The sequence below is a fragment of the Rhizobium sp. SYY.PMSO genome, from assembly GCF_046840415.1.
GTDB lineage: Bacteria > Pseudomonadota > Alphaproteobacteria > Rhizobiales > Rhizobiaceae > Rhizobium.
This window is the reverse complement of the sequence record NZ_CP177349.1, coordinates 2,143,414-2,166,148: the sequence shown is the minus strand read 5'-3', so window position 1 is coordinate 2,166,148 and position 22,735 is coordinate 2,143,414. Positions and strand designations below refer to the sequence as shown.

The window sequence follows — 22,735 nt, the reverse complement described above, 5'->3', positions numbered from 1 at the left end:
CGGAAAAAACAACGGGCGCTCCGCCATGCAGCGAAGCGCCCGCAGAAGCCGGGAGGCTATCTGCCTTGTATTATGCCGCCAAGGCGGCACGCACGGCCGGGATCACCTTCTGGCCGTAGAGCTCGATGCAGCGCATCATCTTGTCATGGCCGAGCGCGCCTGCGCTGTACTTCAGCTGGAAGCGGCTGATTCCGAGCGTCTTGATGACCGGAGCGAGCTTGGCGGCGACCGTTTCCGGCGAGCCGGCGTAGAGTGAGCCTTTTTCGATCTCGTTGTCGAATTCGGCGCGCGTCATGGGTGGCCAGCCGCGCTCGCGGCCGATGCGGTCGCGCATCGCCTTGAAGCAGGGCCACAATTCCTCGCGCGCCTGTTCATCCGTTTCGGCGATGTAGCCGGGCGAATGGATGCCGATCGGCTTGGCGGGCTTGCCCAGCTGCTCGTAGGCACGATGATGGAGGTCGACATAGGGCTGGAATCGGTACGGGCTGCCGCCGATGATCGCCAGCATGAGCGGCAGATCGTAATGGGCCGCGCGAACAACCGATTCCGGGCTGCCGCCGACGCCGATCCAGGTTTTCAGATGACCGCTCTCGATGGACGGGAAGACCTTCTGGTTTTGCAGCGGCTGGCGGATGCTGCCCTGCCAGTTCACCGGCTCGTTGGTGAGCAGGGCTGCGAACAGGTCGAGCTTTTCCTCGAAGAGCTGTTCGTACTGCGACAGCTCGAAGCCGAACAACGGAAAGGATTCGGTGAAGGAGCCGCGACCGAGAATGACCTCGGCACGACCGTTGGAAATGGCATTGAGGCTGGAGAAGCGCTGGAACACGCGGATCGGGTCGTCCGAACTCAGCACCGTCACGGCCGATCCCAGATGGATTTTCGATGTGCGGCTGGCGATGGCCGCCAGGATCGTTTCGGGCGAGGAGACGGCAAAGTCTTCGCGATGATGCTCGCCGATGCCAAAGAAATCGATCCCGAGCTGGTCGGCGAGGACGCCTTCCTCGACGACGTTGCGGAGGACCTGCGCGTGCGGCAACGGCGTGCCCTTGTCGTCAAAAGTCACGTCGCCGAAAGTATCGAGGCCGAATTCGACATTGTTTATCGTCATGGTTTTTCCTGTCGTGTGTCGAAATGATGTTGAGACAGCATGTAGTGTCGTTGCAGGTCATCAACTACCCGGAAAGTTTCGGCTGAAATCTTCGAGGAATTCGATATGCCAGGGCGGCGAGCGGCGTTGTCTTCTTCCGCGCGCCGGCCAATATTAGCCCAGCGACATCAATTCTTTCGGGATTGCGGGAGGAGGTCCATGGCCGTGCTGAAAAAGATCAATCTTGCCAAGGCTTTTGCGGCGCTGGATGAGACCTGGAGTCCGCGCATCGGCGGCGACATCAACGATTTCCAGCTCAAGCTCGTCAAGCTGGATGGCGCATTCCACTGGCATCATCATGAAGAGGAAGACGAGTTGTTCCTCGTGGTCCGGGGCACGCTGCGCATGAAGCTGCGCGACGAAAACGGCGGCGATATCGTGCTTGGATCCGGCGAATACATCGTCGTTCCGCATGGGGTGGAACATTGCCCGGTCGCCGAGCCGACCTGCGAGGTCGTACTGTTCGAACGGAATACCACGCTCAATACCGGCAATGTGGAAAACGAGCGGACGATCCGCGAGCCCAGGCGTCTTTGAGCGCCCCCTGATGACCGGCGACCCTGTCGAAACATGGGCCGCCGGGTATCGTACGGTTCGTCAGTTCAACGCCAGCTTGTTCGACGGCGTGCGGCATGCAGCAAATACGTCCAGCTTGGGATCGTAGACCTTCGTCGAGACATCCATCATGCCGAGAACGCTGTGAAAGATATTGTCGTGCGAATAGGCGCCTTCGCCGGCACGTTTCGACAGGCATGCCATGTCGAAACCGGCGGCCTTGGCGAGATCGTCGGCCATCCACACCAGCATGGGCACATGCGTCTGCTGCGACGGGGCGATGATATAGGGCGTGCCGTGCAGGTAGATGCCGTTCTCGCCGAGCGATTCGCCATGGTCGGAGAAATAGAGCACCGCGCCGGACAGCGAGTTCGAACGCTGCTTCAGCTTGTCGATGACCATCGCGACGATGTGATCCGTGTAGAGGATCGTATTGTCGTAGGCATTGGTGATTTCTTCCTGCGAGCACGAGCTGAAGTCGTTGGAACGGCAGTCCGGACGGAAGCGGCGGAACTCCTCGGGATAGCGCTGATAATAGGCCGGGCCGTGGCTGCCGAGCTGATGGAGCACGAGCACGCTGTCGCCCTTCACCTTGTCCAGCCAGCCGTCGACCTTGTCGACGAGAATCTCGTCCTTGCATTCGCCATCCTTGCAGAAGCGCGGATCGGCCGAGGGCGGCAGATAGGTATAGGAGACGCGGTTCGTCACATCGTAGCTGCCCGTGTCGTTGTCGAGCCAGGTCACATCGACCTTGGCGTGGGTCAGCACGTCGAGCAGGTTCTCGGACTCCAGTCCCTTGCGGTGCGTATATTGTGCCCGCGGATAGATCGAGAACAGGCAGGGTATGGAGGTCGCCGTCGCCGTCCCGCAGCTGCTGGTGTTGGGGAAGTAGACGACGTTGCGCTTTGCCAGTTCCGGATTGGTCAGCTTGCCATAGCCGCCAAGCGAGAAATTCTGCGCGCGCGCGGTTTCGCCGGCAACGATGATCGTGACGCGGGGCTTGCCGTTGTCGGCCACGCCGACCCTGCGGGCGTCCGTGCCCAGCGGCTGGGCGACCACGTTGGCGTTCTTCTGCGTATCGATGGCGTAACGCACCACGCTTGCGATCGGAATCACCGGATTAAGCGTATCCATCAGATCGCGATGAGCCCGGCCGACGCCGGCATAGGTCTTGTAGAAGCTGGTGCCGGCCACGACGAAGATCGCCGCGCAGGCGAGGATGACGGCCGTGTTATAGGCAAGCTTCTTGAGGATCGGGCGATGGACGATCCGCACCCATGCGATGACGAGCGAGGGCAGGATGCCCGTCAGCAGAACATATGTCACGAAGCGCGTCGTGATCAGATGCCCGCTTTCCGCGCCCGTCGAGACCGCCGCGTTGCGGATCATGTCCTTGTCGATGATGACGCCGAACTGGTCGTTGAACCAGGACGATACCGATGCCACCAGCACGAAGAAGATCAGCATCGGTTTCGTCACGTACTTTGCGGAAAAGAATGTGAAGAGCGCCATGATGCCTGCGGAAATGCCGATGACGAATGCGGCGAAGGCAGCCGGCTCGGCCGTGAAATAACTGTAGGCCTTGGTCCAGAACATGCGGTTGGTCACAAGAAGTACATAGAGGGCTGCTATAAAACACAGCGTGACGCTACCGACGGCTGGCCTGATATTTAGCCACCCGGTAGGCGCTTTTTCATGAGTCAATGGTTTTTCTCCGAAACCTGTTGCTGCCGGCTGGGCGGGGAACCCCTCTAGCGCAAGGTGCTTTGGCTGCTAAAGCCTGCCACCATGGCGACCAATCCTGACATTTACCTGAACGAGGCATTCTTATGCGAGGCTGTTTTGGCCCTAATTTGGCTTGTCTTTGCTTTTTGTGGTCTCCGCACTGGAGTTCAGGTTCGCGTCAGAGATAGGGATCATAGCTGCCGGATTGCAATGGGGGAGCAATCGTGCGGCTCTTATTGGTCGAAGATAATCCGATTATCGGCAATGCCGTACGGGATCACCTGCATGCCGACGGCTGGTCGGTCGACTGGTCGATGAATCTGGAATCCGCAACCGGCGCCGTCGCGGCTGAGATGCGCGACGTGGTTCTCCTCGACCTCCGATTGCCGGATGGGAGCGGCCTCGACGTGCTGAGGCTCATGGAAGCGCACGGGGATTCGACGCCGGTGGTGGTCATGTCCGCCTACGATCAGCTGTCGGATCAGATGGCGGCGATGAGAAGCGGGGCCTCGGATTATCTGGTGAAGCCTTTCACGCTGGCCGAAATGACGGCTCGTGTGCGGAAGGCCGCCGGGCATGGCCGCCTGCACCGCATGCGCGATGCAGGCTAAATGGGCTGGTTTCAGGATCTGACCAGCGTTTCCGGCCGCATGAAGTCGACGACCGTCATGGCCGCGGCAAACACCACCAGCGACAAAAGCCAACCCAGGATGGCGTCCGACAGATAGTGCGCGCCGGTCAGCACGCGCATGAACGGCATAATGATCGCGGCGGCGGCGAGGGGGATGCCGAGCGGGAGGCGAAGGCGCGGCGGCAATAGCAGCACAAGGCAAAGCAACCAGCCGCCGGACGACGCCTCTCCGGAAACGAAGGAGCAATTTCCGAGGCACCGGCCGGCAAACGAACCCGCCTGGACGAAATCGAGAGAACCGCCGAACAGATCCGTACTGCGCGGACGCGGGCGTCCGGCATAGCCCTTAAGCAGCGTATTCACGATGAGCCCGCAGCCGATCGCCAGCGACAGCAGGGCGGCGATGGACCGATCCGTTTTCGATGTTCTCCGCCGGATGCCGTATCGGCGCCAGGAGGCGATCAGGTTTGTCAGCAGGACGGCGATGGCGATGTAAGGCAGCGCCAGCGTTAATCCCCGCACGATTTCAAGGAGGGGATTCCTGGCGAGAGCAAAGGTGCCGCAGATTTTTCCCAAGGGAGCGGATGATGCGCAGGGTGAGGCGGTGAAGACGCTTCGGGCAACGGCGAGATCTATGCCTGGAAACCGATAGAAGACAAGCAGCAGCAGCCACCAAAGCGCAAACAGTGCGAGAAAGGCCAGGAAGGGTCTGCTTACCGATGCGGTCCGTTTGGTATAAGCGATGGAATTGTCGTACATCGGGAACGCTGGCCACTGTCTGAACGAGTTCGAAACGAGCCTCCGCCAGCGTTTACAAAACGCCACGACGGCCACTGACGGGCGTCCACTACGACAGAAGCCTGACAGCAGCCTGAAAGTTCAAATGCTTAGGAAGTTGGTTGCACGAAGCTGATGCCCCTTCGGCCGGTTCCGACGGGGCAGGCGGTTCCCGATGTCGCGACCGGCCGTGCCCTATTCGCCGGTCTGGAAATAGGCTTCCAGCCGGTAGCCGTCCGGATCGATGACGAAGGCGGCATAGTAGAACTGGCTGTAGTCCGGCCGAATGCCCGGCTGGCCGTTGTCTTCCCCGCCATTGGCGATGCCGGCGGCATGGAAGCCATCGACCGCCGCCTGGCTCGGTGCCACGAAACAGAAATGCAGGCCGGAGCCGCGATCGGCAGGCACGGGGCGTTCCACTTCGTTGACCCAGAACTGGGCGCGGTCCGCGCCATATCCGATCGTGCCGTCGAAATTGCTCAGGCGCTCATAGCCGAGCGGTGCCAAAGCAGCATCGTAAAACTTCTGCGCCGTCGCCAGGTCTTTGACGCCGATCGAGATATGGTCGAACATGAAAACAGGCTCCCGCCAGGTTTTGCGGAGTTTTGCGGAAGGCCGTGCCCAAGGAAGAAACGCCGCGCCATCGAAAGTCCGCAGGTCCATTTACGCCCCACCATCTTGCAAGGATTGTGGGAAGTCAACAAAGGCATGCAACGGGGTGGAGGATCGTTCGAGCAGGACCTTTCACCTGTGTCGAAGTCGCCTGGGCGACGACGTTCGTGAAATCAAGGTCGGCCGTATGGTCCCCGCTCGCCGAAGCAAGGGCCTGATGTTTTCGGGCTTTGATGGGTGCCGGCGGTCGTGACGACCGCCGGCACCTATCGGGTCAACCTGTCTTGCGCTATTCGGCCGCCTGATAATTCGCGGCTCTTGCCGCGGATGAGCGCGGGCCGACGGCAGCGAGCAGCGTTATGGCGGCAGCAAGGATCGTCACGAAACCGATACCGGCGATGTAAGGGTTCCAACCATAGCCGGGCGCCGCGCTGAAGACCGCCGAGGCTGCCGCCAGAATGATGCCGCCGCCGATCTGGAAGGAGGCAAAGAGCATGCCCGAAGCCAGGCCGGACTTATCCTCCTCGATATCGGACAATGCCGCGACCTGAATGGACGGATAGGTCATGGCATAGCCGACGCCAAGCAACAGCTGCGAGATGGCGACCAGTACGATCGTATCGATCTGGCCGGCGGACAATACCCAGAAGAGATAGCTGATGGCCTGCAATCCGACGCCGAACGTCATCAGCAGGGTCGTGCCGCGGGCCTGTCCGATCGTGGCGAAGCGCGGTGCGAGGAACATCACGCAGACGCCACCGACCGCGAAGGCGAAGCCGGTCGCGAAAGCCGACCAGCCGACGACGGTCTGATAATAGAGCGTCGCGATGAACTGAAAACCGACATAGGCTCCCTGGAACAGTGCGGCGATGGCATTGGCGTGGCTGAGCTTGGCGCGCCGGAACATGGCAAGCGGCACCATCGGGTCGGCATGGCGCGACTCGACCAGCAGGAAGAGCAGGATCAGCACCAGAGCCGCCAGCAGCGATCCCCAGGTCGCGAATGCCTGCCAGCCGTCGGCCGCGGCGTTGGTGACGCCGAAGACGAAGAGCAGCAGGCCGGGGGTGATCGTGATGGCGCCGGCCCAGTCGAAACGGGCGTTCGGGCCGCTCCGCTGATGATCGGCGGGCAGAACGAAGGGGGCGACGATCAGCGCGAGGATGGCGACCGGAGCCCCCATGACCAGCGTGGCGCGCCAGCTGATGATGGTTGCCGCGCCGCCCAGCACCATGCCGAGCACGAAACCGGCGGCGCCGGTGGAGGAGAATACGCCAAGCGCCTTGGCGCGGGCGTTGCCTTCCCCGAAGACGGAGAGCAGCAGGGCGAGGGCGGCCGGTGCCGTGAAGGCGGCGGCGATGCCCTTGATCAGGCGTGCGGCGATCAGGGTCGGGGCGCTGTCGACGAAACCGCCGGCGATGCTGGCGGCGGCAAAGACGGCAAGCGACCAGAGGAACACGCGGCGGTGGCCGAAGAGGTCGGCAACGCGGCCGCCGAGCAGCAGGAAGCCGCCATAGCCGAGCACATAGGCGCTGACGGCCCACTGCAGCGACGTCGCCTGCATACCGAGCTCTTTCTGGATTGCGGGCAGCGCCACCCCAATGGTGGAGACGTCCATGGCGTCGAGGAAGTTGGCGGCGCATAGCAGCAGCAACGCCAATCCGGCCCCGCTTCGGGTTTGGGAAGAAGTCATCGGGATCGTTCCTTTCTGTGCTGCCGTCTTTTGGGAGGCTGAGAGCGGCAGGGAACGAGAAAATGTACATCTTCAAACCCTATTGCAAATTGATAGTAACCATGTCAGGTATTACTGGCGATGATGAATGATGCGACGCTTCGAAAAATCGATCTCAATCTGCTTCTCGCCTTCTCCGTGCTGATGCAGGAGCGGAACGTGAGCCGTGCGGCCGAGCGCCTGCTGCTGGGGCAACCCGGCCTTTCCGCCGCGCTTCGCCGCCTGCGCGAGACGCTGGATGACGAGTTGTTCGTGCGCGTCGGGCGCGGCTTGCAGCCGACGCCGCGGGCGCTTTCCATCGCGCCGGCGATCGAGGAGGCGCTTTCCGGCATCGAGCGGGCCATCCGCCCGCCGGCGGCGTTCGATCCCGGAAACTGGCAGGGCGAGTTTCGCATCGGGCTGTGCGACAATCTCGAATCGTCTTTCTTCGGGCCGCTGGCGGCGCGGCTGCGCCAACTGGCTCCCGGCGTCCGGCTGGTCAGCGTCGCGTTCGACAGGCGCGACGCCGCGCGCCTGCTGGACGAGGGCGCCTACGAATTCAGCATCTCGGTGCATGACGAACCGGCCTCCTGGCATATTCGCGCGCCCCTGTTCGAACAGACATCGTTGTGCATCTACGATGCGCGGCATCTGAAATGCGCCACGCCGCTGAGCCTGAAGCATTTCGCCGGCGCACCGCATGTAACCGTGTCTATCGAGGGCACCATATCGACAAACGTGGATGCCGCTCTGGCGCGTCTCGGCTACCGTCGTCAGGTGGTGGCGACCGCGCCGCGTTTTTCCGCCCTGCCGATGACGTTGCAGGCCATTCCGGCAATCGCGACCGTGCCGGAATCCATTGCCCGCTGCATGGCGAAACTGCACGATCTGACCATCTCGCCGCCGCCATTCGAACTGCCCGCGGATTCGGTGACGATGCTCTATCGGCGCGTCGATCAGGCCGACAGTCGCTCCGTTTGGCTGCGCCGCCTGTTCGTGGACGTGGTCAGGGATGCGCTGGAGGCGAGCGGATGCCGCATAGGCGTTTCAACGGATGCCTGCTGCTACGATTCCCCACCCTTGGCCGAAGCGGTATGATCCTTCGAAAGGGGGGACCATGATCCGGCATACACCGCGTTTATCCCTGCGCATGCCGGAAGATCGGGACCTTGATTTCGTTACGGCGCTTTTTGCCAGGCCGGAGATCGTCGCCCACAGGCCGGAGCCGGTGCCGGATTCTCCCGCCGAAAGCAGGCGGCGTCTGGCCCGCGACCGGGCACATTGGCGCTTGCATGGGTTCGGGCGCTGGGCGGTCGAAGCCGAGGGGCGGCTGATCGGATTCGGCGGCGTTACCGTCTCGACGGAATTCGAAGGACTTAATCTCTCCTATCACCTGCATCCCGATCATTGGGGAAACGGCTATGCGACCGAACTGGTGAAGGAGGCTCTGGCCTTCGCCTTTGGCGATCTGCAGGCGCAACGCGTTCTCGGGCTTGTTCGCCCCGTCAATGTCGCCTCCCGGCGCGTGCTGGAGAAATGCGGCTTCGGTTTCGAGCGTGAAGTGGTGCTGCATGGCGCACCGACGCATCTCTTCTCATGCCGCACGTTCGCCGGCGCGACGGGCGAACGGCAATAGCCGCTCGCCCGAGCCGACTTTACGGCGGTTCTAACCGTCCGGATAGGGCATGCCGTCCTTGTGCACGAAGCGTCCGTCCGTGCTGGAACTCATCATGTCGATATCGGAGCAGGTAATCAGGTCGGTCGGCGAACGCGTACCGGCCTCGAGATAGATCGCCATGGCGTTCGATTTGTTGATCAGGTGGTGGCCGTTGCCGGAGCCCTTCGGAAAGGCGGCGCAGTCGCCGGCGCGCAGCACCGTCTCGCTATCGTCCTCGATCAGCGTCAACTCGCCTTCCAGCACGTAGACGAATTCATCCTCTTCGGAGTGCCAGTGCCGCTGGCTCGACCAGTTGCCCGGCGGCAGCCGCATCAGGTTGACGCCAAAATCCGTGAGGCCGCCGGCATCGCCCAGCCGCTGGCGTATGCGTTCGGCGCAGGGGTCGTTGAACGGGGCGGGATAACGGGTGCCTTTGACTTTCGCTACGGTTGCAATATCGATCTTCGGCATGACGATCCTGCCCGGGATTTGACATGGATGGATACGCTATCCTGCGCTCCGGCAAGTCTATCAAGACTCGCCCCTGCCGGTCCAGCGCCGTATCCTGATCGAATTCGCGTCAAGTTGCCGTCGCCGATCCGGCGGACCTGTTCTTGCGGCATCGCCTCAGGCGTGCGTCGGTGGCGGTTGCGGCAACCCTGATCTGCTGTTTCCGTCACACGACTGTCATCTTTCCTACACATATGCGTCGTTTGGGCAACAGGGCCTATGTACCTGCTGTCACATATATTTTAGCTCTTGTGAAAGGTGGCGCGCGACAGCAATTTCCTGTCCGGAAGCGAAGCGTTTTGCTTCGAGTTAGGCACTGGAACTTGATGTCGAGCGGCCCCCCAGGCTCGTCCGTCGCGCAAGTTCATTTGACGGATGGAGTGATCATGAACATCAAGAGCTTGCTGATCGGTTCCGCTGCGGCCCTCTGCGCGGTATCGGGTACGCACGCGGCCGACGCGATCGTCGCCGCGGAACCGGAGCCGCTGGAATATGTTCGCATCTGTGATGCATACGGTGCCGGCTATTTCTTCATCCCCGGCACGGAGACCTGCCTGCGCGTCGGCGGCAAGGTCCGCACGGAAGGCCAGTGGAAGGACCCCTACAATCGCGACAGCAGCTTCGGTACGAAGTGGCACACCCGCGCCGAACTGAACGTCAATACCGCAACCGACACCGAATACGGCCCGCTGAAGACCGAGACCATCGTTCGCTGGGACTGGAACGACGGCAATGCGACCACCACCAACCTGTTGTGGGCCTATATCACCCTCGGCGGCTTCACGGTGGGCAAGACCGACTCGCAATATAACCAGTTCACCGGTTATGCCGGCGACGTCATCAACGACGACGTGATCTATGACGGTCCGTACGAATTGAACCAGATCACCTACAATTATGACAGCGGCACCGGCTTCACAGGCGTCATCTCGCTCGAAGACAGCAATTCCGGATCGACCACCAGCGCCTACGGCGGGAGCTGGCAACTGTCCGAATCCGATCACTACGCGCCGAACGTCGTTGCCGGTCTCGGCTACAAGGCCGGTGCATGGCAGTTTCGTGTCGTCGGCGGTTACGACTCGATCGTCGAGGAAGGCGCCATCAAGGCTCGTGTCGATGCCGATTTCGGCGTCTTCTCCGCCTTCCTGATGGGCGGCTGGAACACGGACGGCGACAAGCTCAATCAATATGCCGGCTCGAACCAGAACGTCTCGGCCTGCACGACGTCTTCCGGCGTCGTGCACGGCGCAGATTGCGGCTGGGGCGACTGGGCTGTCTGGGGTGGCGTCGGCGTTCCGTTCAACGACAAGCTGAAGTGGAACGTTCAGCTCGCCTACACCGACTCGAAGATCTTCGAGGCAACGACGAACCTGAAGTTCAATCCGGTCAAGAACCTTCTGGTCGAGCCGGAAGTGACTTATGTTCACTACGATCTGCCGGGTGACGACACCTTCTCGGGCATCCTTCGTTTCGAGCGCACCTTCTAGGTCAATTCCAGGAAACGTGGATAGCGGTTTTCCGTCCGGAATTGCGTCAACCCAGCGGGATAGAGCGTTTTCGCGATTCGAGGGAAAGCGGAAACGTTCCAACGTCTGGGGTTCGCCCTATCGCGTTGCAAATGGGGCCCGATATTCACATCGGGCCTCGTTTGTCTTGCCGGATGATTTGAAGCTCTCCGCTCGGCCCGCATCCCGCCAGGAGCATATGCGGCCTGAAGACAGCCCTCCGCTCGATCGCATCCGGACGATGCGCGGTGCGGGGCGGCCTACTGACAGTGATGTGAATAGCTGGCAGAGGGAAGCCGGCTCGCTGTCATAAATCTGAAGCTAATGAAGGAATAAGTCATTTTCAGCGCCATTAGGTGCCGACTAAAGGAAGCCCCATGAAGACGATCCTCATACTTGCGGCAATCGGGATGATGTCCACGAATGCGATGGCCATGTCGGCCTACAATTCCAAGTCGATGACCTGCGCAGCCGTGCATGAAAAGATGGCGCAGGAAGGCTCGGTCGTGCTGCGTTATCCGTCGCTTCATCCCGGCATGATGATGTACAATCGAACCGTCTCGAATTCGATGTCGTGTCTTGGCCAGGGGGTAATGGCCAGCGCCAGTGTCCCGACGAGCGATGACCCGAACTGCAAGATCAAAACCTGCAGCTTTACCACCGGCAAAGGGCCGAACAAGAACCATTGATCGAGCGACGGGCCCAAGGCTCGCCGGCCTGGCTCAAGGACGCCTGTCGACCCGAAGCAAGGACGCTGCTGCGATGCGGATTCGATTTCCTTGGATCTCATCGCAGGCGGCGGATGCATTCTCTGGCTTTATTTTGAGCATGCTTATTGTCAAATCAGAAATAGAGCCTATGTTAAGTACATCGACCATTGCTTGTGACGTCGCTTAAGAGCTTTAGGCTCCTCGTCGGATTTCCTCTCAAATAATCGATCCAATCCCGCAAGGTAGCGCGGGAATCAACAACGATTGCTATGAAAGGAAATCGTTATGAACACTGGTACTGTAAAGTGGTTCAACGCCACCAAGGGCTTCGGCTTCATTCAGCCTGACAATGGCAGCACGGACGTTTTCGTCCATATCTCGGCTGTAGAGCGCGCCGGCATGCGTTCGCTCAACGACGGCCAGAAGATCCGTTACGATATCGTGCAGGACCGCAGGTCCGGCAAGAGCTCGGCTGACAATCTTCAGGCAGCTTGAATTTGTCACTCGCTCCCGCTGACCACGGATGTACTGGCAGTGTAGCGGTGTGACTGTGAGAGGTCGGGTTCAACGCCCGGCCTTTTGTTTTTATTCTCCTGGAGAACGATATGCGACACGGACGCTACCAGGCCGGCGACATGATTGTGCTGAAGGCCGGTGTTCTCGGGAATGCCCATCCGAAGGGCGAGGGGCGGGTTCTATCCTGCCTGCCTGAGGCCGGCGGTCTGGCGCATTATCGCGTGCGATTCGAAAACGAGAGTTTCGAACGCAGCATTCGCCAGGACGACATCGACCCTGCAACCTCTCAAGCTTCTTTCGACGGTGCACCCGGCACGCCGAAGGCAGACGGATCGCGATGGGTCAATTTGAATTCAATCAGAACGAAGAAATAGGCAAGGAAGCCAGGAAGGAGCCGTTTTGCAGGTATTCGTGAGGGATAACAACGTCGACCAAGCTCTGCGCGCCCTGAAGAAGAAGATGCAGCGCGAAGGCTTGTTTCGGGAAATGAAAGCGCGTCAGTCATACGAGAAGCCTTCTGAGAAGCGGGTCCGCGAGAAGTCCGATGCGATCCGCCGGGCTCGCAAGAACGCGCGCAAGCAGGCACAGCGAGAAGGACTGCTTCCTTCCCCCAAACGGAAAGCCCCTGCTGCCGCTCGGTAGCCGCTTCACGTCTCGATATCCAGGCTCTTATGAGAAAGAGGAAGCATGACCGCGACCAAAGATGGTTTCTTCAAACCCGCAAAGGTCTCTGCTCAGGCGAAGGCCGACCTCACGGACTCTGTGGCGCGGGATATTCTCGCGGCTGAAACGGCTGCACGTAAGGTGAAGACGGAAAAGCTGCGTGCTCTGCGATTGGCGCAGCCGATCGCAGAAACGACCGGGAAAACCAAAAAGAAGCGGTAGAGCGGTTCCGCGTTTCACGGAATCGCTGACCGCTTCATCTCATTGTCTGTGCGCGATGCCGGACGAAAAACCGCTGCGCGCCTTTCCTGAAATTGCTCCAAAGCCAGCGTAGCCCGCCTGTCTTTATCGTTCATGGCGGCGACGGGTGGTTTCGCGCCACCGGAGCCTGCCTTTGCCGTCTCCATACCCGTGGAAACCCCCTCCACCAGGAACGACAGATCGCGCGAGCCCGGCGCATGAAATAGCCGTAAATGAAGAGCGATAATACTCCTGTCGGCGCCGGTGCATCCGTACTTCGGTGAGAAGCGCGGCCGGCGCTCTTTCGCGGCACAGCCCTTACAAGCGCAGGCGCTTCGGAGAACAGGTCAATTCAGCCTGAAGCATCCCTGCATGCCGCTTTCCCGCAATAAGGAGGAAACCGTTATGCGCGTCCAAAATTCCGCCGTCTCGTCCGGCTCGGGATCGGAACTGCCCGATCCGATAAAGGCAGGGGCGCTCGCAGCTCCGGATCCGGAAACTTCCGATGGGGCGGCCAGAGAAGCCTACGAACGCGGAGGCGATGCCGGCATGCGTGAAACGGAAGACGGCGAAAACCCTTATCCCGAAGGAAGCGTACTCGCCAAAGCCTTTGAGCACGGCTATCTCGATGGGCAAAAGGCACGACGCTAAAGCAGCGCCCTACCGGGACGACCGGCTTGCGTCACCGGCCAGGCGAAATAGTTTGCCACGCTCGCAAGCCGACTCATAAACAACGGTTTTCGAGGATCTAAGTGGCGCACCCGACAGGATTCGAACCTGTGACCTTTGGAATCGGAATTGGGAGATAATATTTATAAGTAACTGTAATTACTTTTACATACATCTACCTGTGCTGGTTCTGCGCTAATAATCCAGACCTCCGCTTTATCACAGCGTCGGTTCACGAGGCGATATACGCATCATGCTTTTTTGATGCGAGCTGTAGGAAAGAAGACAAAACCTGATACCCGCTTGAACTTTAGATTGTTCTAGGCGTACAGAAGTTAGGTCCATGTCATTATTTCGACAAGATTCGACTAGCGTCCGGGGGCTGCGTGAGTATTAGTGATATCAAAGCGTCTGCTGAGCAGAAGCGTCTCGTGATTGTGTTTGGCGCTGGCGCGAGCATCGCATTAACGCAGAAGTCTCGCAAAGCCCTATCCTGGAAAGATCTTGTACGATCCGCGTTGCGATACTCTTTCGACCGAAATTTGCTGGCCCAGGAGCAATTAGACCGATACTCCTCGGCGCTCAGCTCCAATGATGTGGATGATTTACTCGGTGTTGCTGAGTTTACTTCACGGAAGTTGCAAGCACCGAACGGGTCAGATTACGCGCGGTGGATGCAGGAAGAATTTAGGCATTGGAAGCCTGAAGATGGAGGGATGGTAAACGCTCTTCGCTCGCTTGAAGCCAGGCGCCTTCCCATAGCTACTTTAAATTATGATACAATGGTTGAGACTGCCACTGGTTTGTCAGCCATCGATTTCTCCGACAAAAAATCGGTTATGGAGTGGGCTCGTGGGGAAATTGGCGGCGTCCTACATCTCCACGGTGTTTGGACCAATCCGCCCGGATGCGTGTTCGGAATCCGAGATTATCATGAAGCCTTATCTGATCAAACTCGAGATTTGCTTCAGAGATATCTTTCAACCTTGAATCGCCTACTCTTCGTGGGCTGTGGCGATACGTTCTCTGACCCCAATTTCGCGAATTTGATTGAGTGGTTGCGCACGAATATGGGCACCAACATGCCTCGCCATTATGCTCTCGTGCGCGAAAGCGAGGTGCAGCAGAAGCTTTCCGATCCTACGTGGCGAGATTTCGTAGAGCCCCTATCCTATGGACCCAGCCATGAGGATTTGCCAGGCTTCTTACTGCAATGTTTTCCTACCCTTGAGTCTTCTACTAAGCCGACCCGGCAAATGCGCGCGGCCGCAGGTAAAGCTTCACATGTACTCGATGCCTACCGCAATTTCCTAATCCGCGATTGTGGTGAAATGACTATCGAAGGAGTAAGAGCAGATATCGATACCGCTGGGCGGAAATTCAATCTTGAGAAGCTTTTCGTTCCAATCGAAACATTGGCTATTCCGCCGGCTGTATCAAAGCTTGATCCACAATGGGAGACCAAGCTTGAAAAATGGAAGCAAGACAACAAAGATCCTGTTCCATTTACCGAAGTGTTTAGCAAAAACAAGCGGATGTCTCTGCTGGCACTTCCTGGCGGTGGCAAGACCCTACTTCTGAAACGTCTCGCGGTCGCTTATTCCAGCAAGGCGAGACGCACAGCTTGTGATGATGATCTCCCAGAACTGGATTTAGTGCCCCTAATCATTCGTTGCCGCGAGTGGAAGGATCATATCAGGAAGCCTATCCAAAGTATGATCAAAAGCCTTGCTGATATCGTAGGTGATGCGAGCTTGGATGGGTTGCTAGAAGCATTCGAAGCTCCACTGAAGTCCGGCAATGCTCTGCTTCTCATCGACGGGTTGGATGAAATTCATGACGATGGCGATCGATTGGTGTTCGTCGAAAACCTAGAGAAATTCATCGCTGCATATCCTGAGATAAGGGTAATAGTTACAAGTCGTGAAGCTGGCTTCGATTTAGTTGCGCCAACTCTCGGCCGTTTCTGCGATAAGTTTAGAATTTCGCCATTGAACGAAAAGGCTATCAACGCTCTGTGCGGCTATTGGCACAACTTAATGTCGTCAAGCACGAAAGAGGCACAGGAAGAGGCCACCCAGACTGCGTCGCAAATTTTGGGGTCAAACTCCCTTCGACGACTGGCTGAAAATCCGCTTTTGTTGACGATGCTGTTAGTTGTGAAGCACGGTGCCGGTAAACTTCCTCCCGACCGAGTTAGCCTTTATGAGCGTGCTGTAGAGATCCTATTAGACAGCTGGAACATCAAAGGTCATGCTGCACTAAACCCAAAAGAGGCTGTCCCGCAGCTCTCCTGTCTAGCATTTGAAATGCTACGCCAAGGCAAACAAACGGCGACTGAGCAAGAGATCGTAGAGATTATCGCCAGTGCTCGAAACAAGTTGCCCCTCATCGGACGTTACGCGAAGGATTCACCGGACGAATTTCTTAAGCGGGTAGAACTCCGCTCAAGCCTCCTGTTGGAAGGAGGTCATAAACTCGAGGACGGTAAGCCTGTTCCTTTCTACCAATTTCGCCATCTGACATTCCAAGAATACCTTGCGGCCGCGGCGGTCGTGAACGGTCAGATGATATCAGTCGATCCTTCATCGTCTCCTGTTGTCTCTTTCGGAGATAACCTTTTGGGTAGCGAATGGAAAGAAGTCGTTCCAATGACTGCGGTGCTGCTGGGGCGTAGATCACAGCCACTCCTTGAACATCTTTTGCGGCTTGCATTGAGGGAAATATCTAAGGAATCCAAAAGAAATGAGAATTTGAATGACGCGTTGGATTCTAATGGTCGCCGACCTGCTGCAAATCGATTGATGCAGGCAATGATGGAGGAAGCTGAGTTTTCACCTTCCATCGTACAGGAAAGTGCCAATGTAATCGTTGCGCACCTCAAGGGTAGTCATGGGCAAGACAGCACAATTCGCACATTAGCTCGTGGGCCATACAGCCCGGAGTTGCTGAAGGCGTCCATAGATATGGCGCTCGGGGCACCGTTAGGCGCGCAGTGGGAGGCCATCAACACCGCCGCGCTTTTTCATGCAGAGGCAAAAGAAAATGGGTACTGGGGTCACGAAGCGTCACTTCCAGAAATGGTGGAAGGGCTCAAAAGCCAGGATGCTTCGTATAGGCTCGGTACCATATTGGGTATTGGGGGGTCTTTCATCAACCACAGGCGTGAATCAATTGCGGTGAACGATCGACAAATATATGATTTGCTTGAGACACAGCTTAGAGATGTGGCTTGGTTGGGTAGCCATTCCGCAGCCTGGGTGTGGGGCTATTGGCGGCACCTAAATTTTAATAGAAACAAGCCTTTGCCCACACCAGACAAAGCTACGATAGCCTGCATTATCGAGGGGTTTTTCCGCGATAGCGAAGCCAAAACCAGTAGTTTTGCCGCCGCCGCGTCTACATTGTATGGACTAAGTCGAAACTCGGTTGATTATCAGCTAACGCAGAAGCAGAAGGGCGTTCTCAAGAAACACTCTGTTCGCCGATCTTATTTGGATGGTGCGGTACGACTTTCTTTTGCGATAAAAAGTGCGTTTACTGATGATGAATTGAGAGAACAGATAAAAGGAATTCCAGAGACCACCGTAAGATACAAAGAGAATTTCGATATTTTGGAAGCTTTGGGGATTGAAACCGCACGCCCACCATCGCGTCGGCCTCGAGCCGTCAAGCGGCGCTCAAGCGATACAGCCTCTTGATACCGGTATTCTTGCGGTAGCGTGCTTACTCTACTCTTCCGCCTTCAGGCGCTCCCATTCTGTTATTAAAGAGATATAATTGTTTCGAAAAATACTCTCTTCGTTGCCGAGCAATGGAGTCGTTTGCGGAGAAAAGAAAGTTCGACGAAGAATGTCGATTACACGTGCGTCTTGTGGGTCTATCTCAATCAAGGCTTTCTGCATCGCCCACAAGCCTAACCTGCCACCTTCATCCGAAAGAGTGGGATCCTCGCTAAAGTATGGGTAGACAACTCTAGTATATTCGCCTCTGACGCGGGCATGTAAAGCATCGCGTATACGAACAGTCCCCCCAATGTCAGAGAATGCTAGGCTTCCGTGGATACTTTGAGGCACGATTTCTACGGGTTCGTTTGACCAGCGCAGCTTTGCACTGAGCAACTCAATGACCCCATCCTTTAGGAGCGGATAAAGGCGTTTAAAACGCTTGTTCGATCTTATCCGAAAATCCGTCAGCTCTGAAAGATCGGCGGTCCCTCCAATGTGCTTTTTCACATCAGACCAAAAGGGCAAGTAAAAGTCGCCGCCCTGGCTTCTGCTTCCGCCTCTCTCCTTTCTACGGTCGAGGCGAATGTCCTCCTTTAAAATAGACCGCCGCAGGTGTTGCGGGGCGTAAAATAACTGCAATGCCTTACGAAGCGGGATATCTAAAACAGACATGAAAACCTCTGCGGAACAGCCGTGTAAAGTTGGCCTCAGCAATAGTTCTAAGTCAATGAAGACGCTTGTTATTTGTAGCGGAATTCACATGCTAGCCGATCTACGCAAGCTTCACGACATTTTTGCCGTCTATAATAGCTGGTGCCCCTTGGATTTCACTTCCTACAATGTTTTTAAGTCTTAGCCCTATCGGCAATTGATAGGATCGTTCTCCGTCACTGGTATGCAGCCCGAGCTTTGGCGTGACGTTGTCTTGGGCGGTAATCGCAAAACCTCACATTCCGCACATTTTGTGACATTCGGTCTCGCCGTTCATTTCGCAAGCTTCGCAACATCTCGGCTCAATATGCGTGCGGCTGATTGATGCATTCGAGGAACAACGTGACCGTCAGACGCGCCAAGTTACGCCTGTCAAAAATAGTGACGAGGGAATGGATACACTGCGTCACCGTTCCGATGGTTGGCGCCTGCGTACTGATTGCGTGTTGGGCCGCTTTGGTAGAACTGTCTGGCATTCCACCATATATCCTCCCGGGGCCTGGTGCCGTGGCTGCTGCGCTTGTGAGGGATTGGCCCATTTTGCTGCTGGCTTTGTGGACAACCGCCCAAACGACCCTCGTGGCGCTGTTGCTCGCTGTTGTTGGAGGAGGATGCGCAGCGGTACTCTTGGCACAATCGCGCTGGCTCGAAGCGCTGCACCGGTCATGGTGACGCTTCAGGTGACGCCGATTATCGCGATAGCGCCGCTGATCCTGATTTACGCGCCGACACCGTGGAGTGCGCAGTTGATTTGCGCGTTCCTCGTAACGTTCTTTCCGATCATGCTGAATACGCTGCAGGGCTTGAAGAGCGCCGACCGGCATCATGTTGATCTGCTTAAGACGTATAGCGCGTCCCGCTGGCAGACCCTTCTCTACCTGAAACTGCCATCGGCGTTGCCGAGCTTTTTCGCTGGTCTCAAAATCGGAGGTGGGCTTGCCTTGGTGGCCGCTGTCGTCGGAGAGTTTGCGGCAGGGCAGGCCGGCAACAACGCGGGCTTGGCCTTTCGCTTGCTGGAAGCGCAGTACCGGCTGAATATGCCGCGCTTGTTTGCGTGCCTTATCCTTCTGGCCATTCTCGGGGCGGCAGTCTTTCGCATCACATCCACGCTGTCGAATATTGTCCTTCGCCGTTGGCACGAAAGCGAACTGAAATAGCCACTGCTGGGCCTTCGAAACGCAAACCTCACAAAATGCAAATCTTCTGATGTGTGATCGGTTCCCCGCGTTAACCTACTGTGCCCGAAGAGCAAAAGCCGGCCTGAATACTTGGCTCGCCCTTTCGGTTCATCGGCAACATAACGGACGGCACGGAAACGCTGTCTTTTGTGAGGTTCTGATGAAGCAGGCGAGAGTTTTGACGGATGCGGAGTTCAAGCGGCTACTGGCCGTGATTGCGCAGATGAAGCATGCGGGCCGTAACCGGTTGGCGCTGATGCTCTCGCATCTCGCGGGATTACGGGTCGGCGAGATCGCCGCGCTGACACTGCGCGATGTGTTTGAGGGCGACGGCAAGGTGCGCGAGCAGTTGCGGCTTAGCGCGGAGATCACCAAGGGCGGCCATGCGCGGGTGGTGTTCCTGAATGATAAACTACGCCGGGAGATCGAACGGCATCGCAGCGAATGGAAAATCGTGCGACCTGCCGACGCACCGTTGCTGCTGACGCAGAAGCGTACGGCGTTTTCCGCAAATACGCTGTGCCAGTTGATGGGTCAGCTGTACCGAGGCGCCGGTCTCGACGGGGCGACCTCTCATAGTGGTCGTCGCTGGTTCATTACGCGGCTTGCACATTCCGGCGTTAGCCCGAAGGTCATCATGACGCTGGCCGGACATCGCAACTTGACGACGACGCAGCGCTATATCGACGTGCGCGACGAGATGATGAAAGCCGCCGTCGATCTGCTTTAGGCATCGTCCAGCACCGTAAAAGTTCGCTCAACAAACTTTTACGGCGTCTGGCGGCTCCGTTTCGACACCGTAACTGTTTGCTTTTTGACTCCCCAGAACTTGGCGGTAAAATCGCCTTTGTCCAACTTGTGCGAGCCATCGCCGCTCATTTTAAGTCCATCCTGACCGAACAACTCGACAAGCTTTTCGTGCCCTTCGCGCATTTTCTCGGCCCTTTCGGCATCCGACATCGCGAAATGGCTTTCGCCGCCAAGTTCCTCAAGGATGAGGTTCCAGCAGGTCATCGGCGCAAAGCCTTTGGAAATGGCCTGCAAGGTCAAATAGGTGTCCTCACCGACGAACCCGAATTCCTCCGGCAGAAACAGCGGCTCGCGATCTTCCTTCACAAAATTACGAACAACGATCATCGTTCCCTTGAGGTTCGTGCTTCGCTCAAACACATGGTTGTCGGCATAGGGATTGTTGGCTGCGCTGTATTTCTTATTGAAGGGCACTTGCCGACCGAAGATTGGTTGGAACAGGTCTACCCCATCGTAGGCGGATTTCCCGTTTGCTGCCATCTCGGCAAACAGCCGGTAGCTACTGTTATGGTTTTCGGCCTGCATTAAAACAGCATCGTCATCCATGACTATGCCCCAATCGAAATCGCTCGCGTAAAGTTCCGATAGGCAAAGATTGCGATTTTGGGCAATTGATTGGGCGGGCTGGCGTATGATGCTGCCGCCATGCCCGGTAAGCAGACCGAGTTCCTTGCTAGCTGTAACGTCTTCGTCAGTCCAGTTGGACGCGATGACATGAATCGGAATGTCCGTCATGCGACGCCACCATTCCAGTTGCCATTCGAAATCGAATTTCCGATTTTTTCTGTGTTCGGCCTCATCGGGTAGATAGCTGGTGATGAAGGCACCGAAGGCCTTCTCGCTTGAAACTGGGATCGCCGGGAACATTGTTTTTGCTCGCCGGTTGTTTTCGATCAGCCGGTAGTTTCGGGGGCGAGGGTTGCGAGTGGCTTTTACACTCGCAGCGGTGCTTGCCGGCGCTGATGCTGCTTTTTTCACGATCGACTGTACAGGTCCGCTGCGCTTTCCCGGCCGTGTGGAGCTTTTCGATCGCTGCGTCGGCGTTTGCGGTGTTGTTGGCGTCGGCGCGGTTACCGGAACAAACGGTTCGCAAATCTGCGTTGGGTCCGTCTTTCTGCCGATAATCAGCGGCGATCTGTATTCGATGATGTCACCATTGACGAAGGCGTGATCGATGCAAAATGCGGCATCTGCGACTTCGCCATGGGCAATGTATCCGCCGATATCCTCCCCGTAAGACAGGAACGAGTTCCAGACAGCCTGCGCATCCGCAAGCAAGAGCTCGTTGTGAGGTACTGTGGTTGCAGTGGCCTTGAACGCAATGGAGGGATAGTTGGTGTTTATCATGCCGGACGTCTGTTCGAAGCCGAGTTCAATATGCTTGCCGTTGAAGACCCACTGGAACCGCTTGGGTCGCGAAATCGGCGTCGTCCTTTGCGTGTTTGCCTTCTGAAACAATGTCATTGCGATATCGAGATTCTTGTTATCGCGCTGCATCGCATCCAGCGACATCGTGAAGTGCCGTGTGCGCAGTCCGAGTTTGCGGCCTTGCCGGAGTTTCTTGTCTGCATAGTCTGACGCGGGCAGCAATCTCAACCGTGCGGGGGACTTGGCATTGTCTGCTAGAACCAATCCACGATTGTCTTCACGGATCGTCCATTCCGGATCCTGCTGAAACTGCTGCCGGAAAATATCGGCATCAGGCAGATCAAGAATGAGTTGTCCCTTGCCGTTCAGTTCGGAAAGCGTATGGGCCAGCGTGACCGTGGCGTTCGTAAAGCTGTAAGCCTCGGAAAGAAAGCGGAGCTTCGTAACCGCGCCACTTTCAGCTTCTTCGTTCCAGACGGCAATGCATTGTAACTGACCTGTCGATGACGGCTTGCAAGTGCCGCAAATCAGATCGATGGCTCGATACAGAGAAAACAGCGGTTTATTGACATGCGGATTGGTTGCTACGGCCTTGTCGCCCATTGCTTCCAGAAGATATTTTTCAATTGTCGCGTCATTGTCGCCTTCACGGATATCGACAAGGAAAGTCTGACCTCCCTGCGAAAACAGCATCGATCGATGAAAACCATTCGGTAGGCTGACACCCGGTAAGGCGGTTTTGACAATCGGCTTGCGCTTCAATTGTTCCGATATCGTATTCAACCGGATCGAGCGGAGCTTTTTGGCCTTGGCTGTCGCCGGTCGTTCAAAGTGATCGACGGCGAGATTGTAGCAGCCCGACACACCACTATTGCTCACAAGCCAGTCGACAAACTGTTGATCACCGATTGTTTCCGCTGCAAGGGCCAGAACGTTGCTCATCTGGCTGCGCCACGATTTGCTTCGCCGATTTGAAAAAGCCAGGTCGACAAGAGCATTGTAGGGGTTGGTTTTCGTTACCTTGTTGCAGGTTTTTCCATGGACGCTCAGGAAGCTTTCGAATGCCTGTGCGTCCTGGCGGATACTTTCACCGAATTGGAAAATCTGGTCCAATGCGACGTGCAGCAGGCTCTCGGTCTCGCTCTCGTGATGCTCGAATGCGCTGGCGGCGTTTTTGATCGTGGAGAACTGTGCCTCGTAATAATTCTGGTCGTAAGTTGTTGATTTCTTAACTGCCGATCCCATTGGATACCCCCTGCATTCCTAAAAACGTGGCGCAATCAGACGGTGTAATCCTTAAAAATTGCAGACGATT

General features: G+C 57.2%; 21 protein-coding genes and 1 pseudogene. 14 read left to right on the top strand and 8 right to left on the bottom strand.

Annotated features, from left to right (window positions below; genetic code table 11):
* Positions 1 to 70: 70 nt before the first annotated feature.
* Entirely contained in the window at positions 71 to 1,108 is a 1,038-nt protein-coding gene (locus ACJJVH_RS10490) for an LLM class flavin-dependent oxidoreductase (protein WP_412063872.1), read from the bottom strand.
* 198 nt (positions 1,109 to 1,306) lie between these two features.
* Here ACJJVH_RS10490 and ACJJVH_RS10485 point away from each other — a divergent pair, with 198 nt between their 5' ends.
* A complete protein-coding gene (locus ACJJVH_RS10485; protein WP_412063871.1) occupies positions 1,307 to 1,684 on the top strand; it encodes a cupin domain-containing protein in 378 nt (125 codons plus the stop codon).
* 60 nt (positions 1,685 to 1,744) lie between these two features.
* Here ACJJVH_RS10485 and ACJJVH_RS10480 read toward each other — a convergent pair whose 3' ends face one another.
* Positions 1,745 to 3,406, bottom strand: a complete 1,662-nt coding sequence (locus tag ACJJVH_RS10480; protein ID WP_113385696.1) for a phosphoethanolamine--lipid A transferase — start codon at positions 3,404 to 3,406, stop codon at positions 1,745 to 1,747.
* Positions 3,407 to 3,651: 245 nt separating this feature from the next.
* On the opposite strand from ACJJVH_RS10480, the gene ACJJVH_RS10475 reads away from it, so the two are divergent.
* On the top strand, positions 3,652 to 4,038 hold the full coding sequence (locus tag ACJJVH_RS10475; protein WP_412063870.1) for a response regulator transcription factor: 387 nt from the start codon (positions 3,652 to 3,654) through the stop codon (positions 4,036 to 4,038).
* An 11-nt stretch (positions 4,039 to 4,049) separates the two neighbouring features.
* On the opposite strand, the gene ACJJVH_RS10470 is transcribed toward ACJJVH_RS10475, so the two are convergent.
* The 3 genes from ACJJVH_RS10470 to ACJJVH_RS10460 all read right to left on the bottom strand — a co-directional run bounded on the left by ACJJVH_RS10470 (position 4,050) and on the right by ACJJVH_RS10460 (position 7,137).
* A complete protein-coding gene (locus tag ACJJVH_RS10470; RefSeq protein ID WP_412063869.1) occupies positions 4,050 to 4,817 on the bottom strand; it encodes a phosphatase PAP2 family protein in 768 nt (255 codons plus the stop codon).
* A 213-nt stretch (positions 4,818 to 5,030) separates the two neighbouring features.
* Positions 5,031 to 5,408 (bottom strand): VOC family protein, encoded by a 378-nt coding sequence (locus ACJJVH_RS10465; protein WP_112801881.1) that lies wholly within the window; start codon positions 5,406 to 5,408, stop codon positions 5,031 to 5,033.
* Between the two features lie 328 nt (positions 5,409 to 5,736).
* On the bottom strand, positions 5,737 to 7,137 hold the full coding sequence (locus ACJJVH_RS10460; RefSeq protein ID WP_112801836.1) for an MFS transporter: 1,401 nt from the start codon (positions 7,135 to 7,137) through the stop codon (positions 5,737 to 5,739).
* A 120-nt stretch (positions 7,138 to 7,257) separates the two neighbouring features.
* On the opposite strand from ACJJVH_RS10460, the gene ACJJVH_RS10455 reads away from it, so the two are divergent.
* Together ACJJVH_RS10455 and ACJJVH_RS10450 are read left to right on the top strand one after the other, a co-directional pair.
* Positions 7,258 to 8,253 (top strand): LysR family transcriptional regulator, encoded by a 996-nt coding sequence (locus ACJJVH_RS10455; RefSeq protein ID WP_112801838.1) that lies wholly within the window; start codon positions 7,258 to 7,260, stop codon positions 8,251 to 8,253.
* A 19-nt stretch (positions 8,254 to 8,272) separates the two neighbouring features.
* On the top strand, positions 8,273 to 8,791 hold the full coding sequence (locus ACJJVH_RS10450) for a GNAT family N-acetyltransferase (RefSeq protein ID WP_412063868.1): 519 nt from the start codon (positions 8,273 to 8,275) through the stop codon (positions 8,789 to 8,791).
* Between the two features lie 30 nt (positions 8,792 to 8,821).
* Here ACJJVH_RS10450 and ACJJVH_RS10445 read toward each other — a convergent pair whose 3' ends face one another.
* Complete coding sequence (locus tag ACJJVH_RS10445) at positions 8,822 to 9,283, bottom strand: cupin domain-containing protein (RefSeq protein ID WP_112801842.1); 462 nt, start codon at positions 9,281 to 9,283, stop codon at positions 8,822 to 8,824.
* Positions 9,284 to 9,708: 425 nt separating this feature from the next.
* Here ACJJVH_RS10445 and ACJJVH_RS10440 point away from each other — a divergent pair, with 425 nt between their 5' ends.
* The 8 genes from ACJJVH_RS10440 to ACJJVH_RS10405 all read left to right on the top strand — a co-directional run bounded on the left by ACJJVH_RS10440 (position 9,709) and on the right by ACJJVH_RS10405 (position 17,326).
* Complete coding sequence (locus ACJJVH_RS10440; protein ID WP_412063867.1) at positions 9,709 to 10,809, top strand: porin; 1,101 nt, start codon at positions 9,709 to 9,711, stop codon at positions 10,807 to 10,809.
* 395 nt (positions 10,810 to 11,204) lie between these two features.
* The gene (locus ACJJVH_RS10435; protein ID WP_412063866.1) at positions 11,205 to 11,516 is read left to right on the top strand and encodes a hypothetical protein; all 312 of its coding nucleotides are present in this window, start codon (positions 11,205 to 11,207) and stop codon (positions 11,514 to 11,516) included.
* A gap of 306 nt (positions 11,517 to 11,822) precedes the next feature.
* Positions 11,823 to 12,032, top strand: coding sequence for a cold-shock protein (locus tag ACJJVH_RS10430; RefSeq protein ID WP_112801848.1), 210 nt, complete (start codon positions 11,823 to 11,825; stop codon positions 12,030 to 12,032).
* 110 nt (positions 12,033 to 12,142) lie between these two features.
* Positions 12,143 to 12,427 carry a cold-shock protein gene (locus tag ACJJVH_RS10425; RefSeq protein WP_412063865.1) on the top strand — a complete coding sequence of 95 codons (285 nt, stop codon included), beginning with the start codon at positions 12,143 to 12,145 and terminating at the stop codon, positions 12,425 to 12,427.
* Between the two features lie 25 nt (positions 12,428 to 12,452).
* A complete protein-coding gene (gene rpsU / locus ACJJVH_RS10420; RefSeq protein WP_112801853.1) occupies positions 12,453 to 12,695 on the top strand; it encodes a 30S ribosomal protein S21 in 243 nt (80 codons plus the stop codon).
* Positions 12,696 to 12,740: 45 nt separating this feature from the next.
* Entirely contained in the window at positions 12,741 to 12,938 is a 198-nt protein-coding gene (locus ACJJVH_RS10415) for a hypothetical protein (RefSeq protein WP_112801855.1), read from the top strand.
* A gap of 423 nt (positions 12,939 to 13,361) precedes the next feature.
* Positions 13,362 to 13,607: an Sf3a2-prov protein gene (locus ACJJVH_RS10410; RefSeq protein WP_113369543.1), complete on the top strand. Its 246-nt coding sequence runs from the start codon at positions 13,362 to 13,364 to the stop codon at positions 13,605 to 13,607.
* Positions 13,608 to 14,011: 404 nt separating this feature from the next.
* Entirely contained in the window at positions 14,012 to 17,326 is a 3,315-nt protein-coding gene (locus ACJJVH_RS10405) for an SIR2 family protein (protein ID WP_412063864.1), read from the top strand.
* Between the two features lie 30 nt (positions 17,327 to 17,356).
* On the opposite strand, the gene ACJJVH_RS10400 is transcribed toward ACJJVH_RS10405, so the two are convergent.
* Entirely contained in the window at positions 17,357 to 18,025 is a 669-nt protein-coding gene (locus tag ACJJVH_RS10400) for a hypothetical protein (RefSeq protein WP_412063863.1), read from the bottom strand.
* A gap of 363 nt (positions 18,026 to 18,388) precedes the next feature.
* On the opposite strand from ACJJVH_RS10400, the pseudogene ACJJVH_RS10395 reads away from it, so the two are divergent.
* Positions 18,389 to 19,221 (top strand): annotated as a pseudogene (locus tag ACJJVH_RS10395) (ABC transporter permease).
* A gap of 181 nt (positions 19,222 to 19,402) precedes the next feature.
* On the top strand, positions 19,403 to 19,972 hold the full coding sequence (locus ACJJVH_RS10390; RefSeq protein ID WP_412063862.1) for a tyrosine-type recombinase/integrase: 570 nt from the start codon (positions 19,403 to 19,405) through the stop codon (positions 19,970 to 19,972).
* A gap of 38 nt (positions 19,973 to 20,010) precedes the next feature.
* Here ACJJVH_RS10390 and ACJJVH_RS10385 read toward each other — a convergent pair whose 3' ends face one another.
* A complete protein-coding gene (locus ACJJVH_RS10385) occupies positions 20,011 to 22,665 on the bottom strand; it encodes a hypothetical protein (protein ID WP_412063861.1) in 2,655 nt (884 codons plus the stop codon).
* Between the last annotated feature and the right edge of the window lie 70 nt (positions 22,666 to 22,735).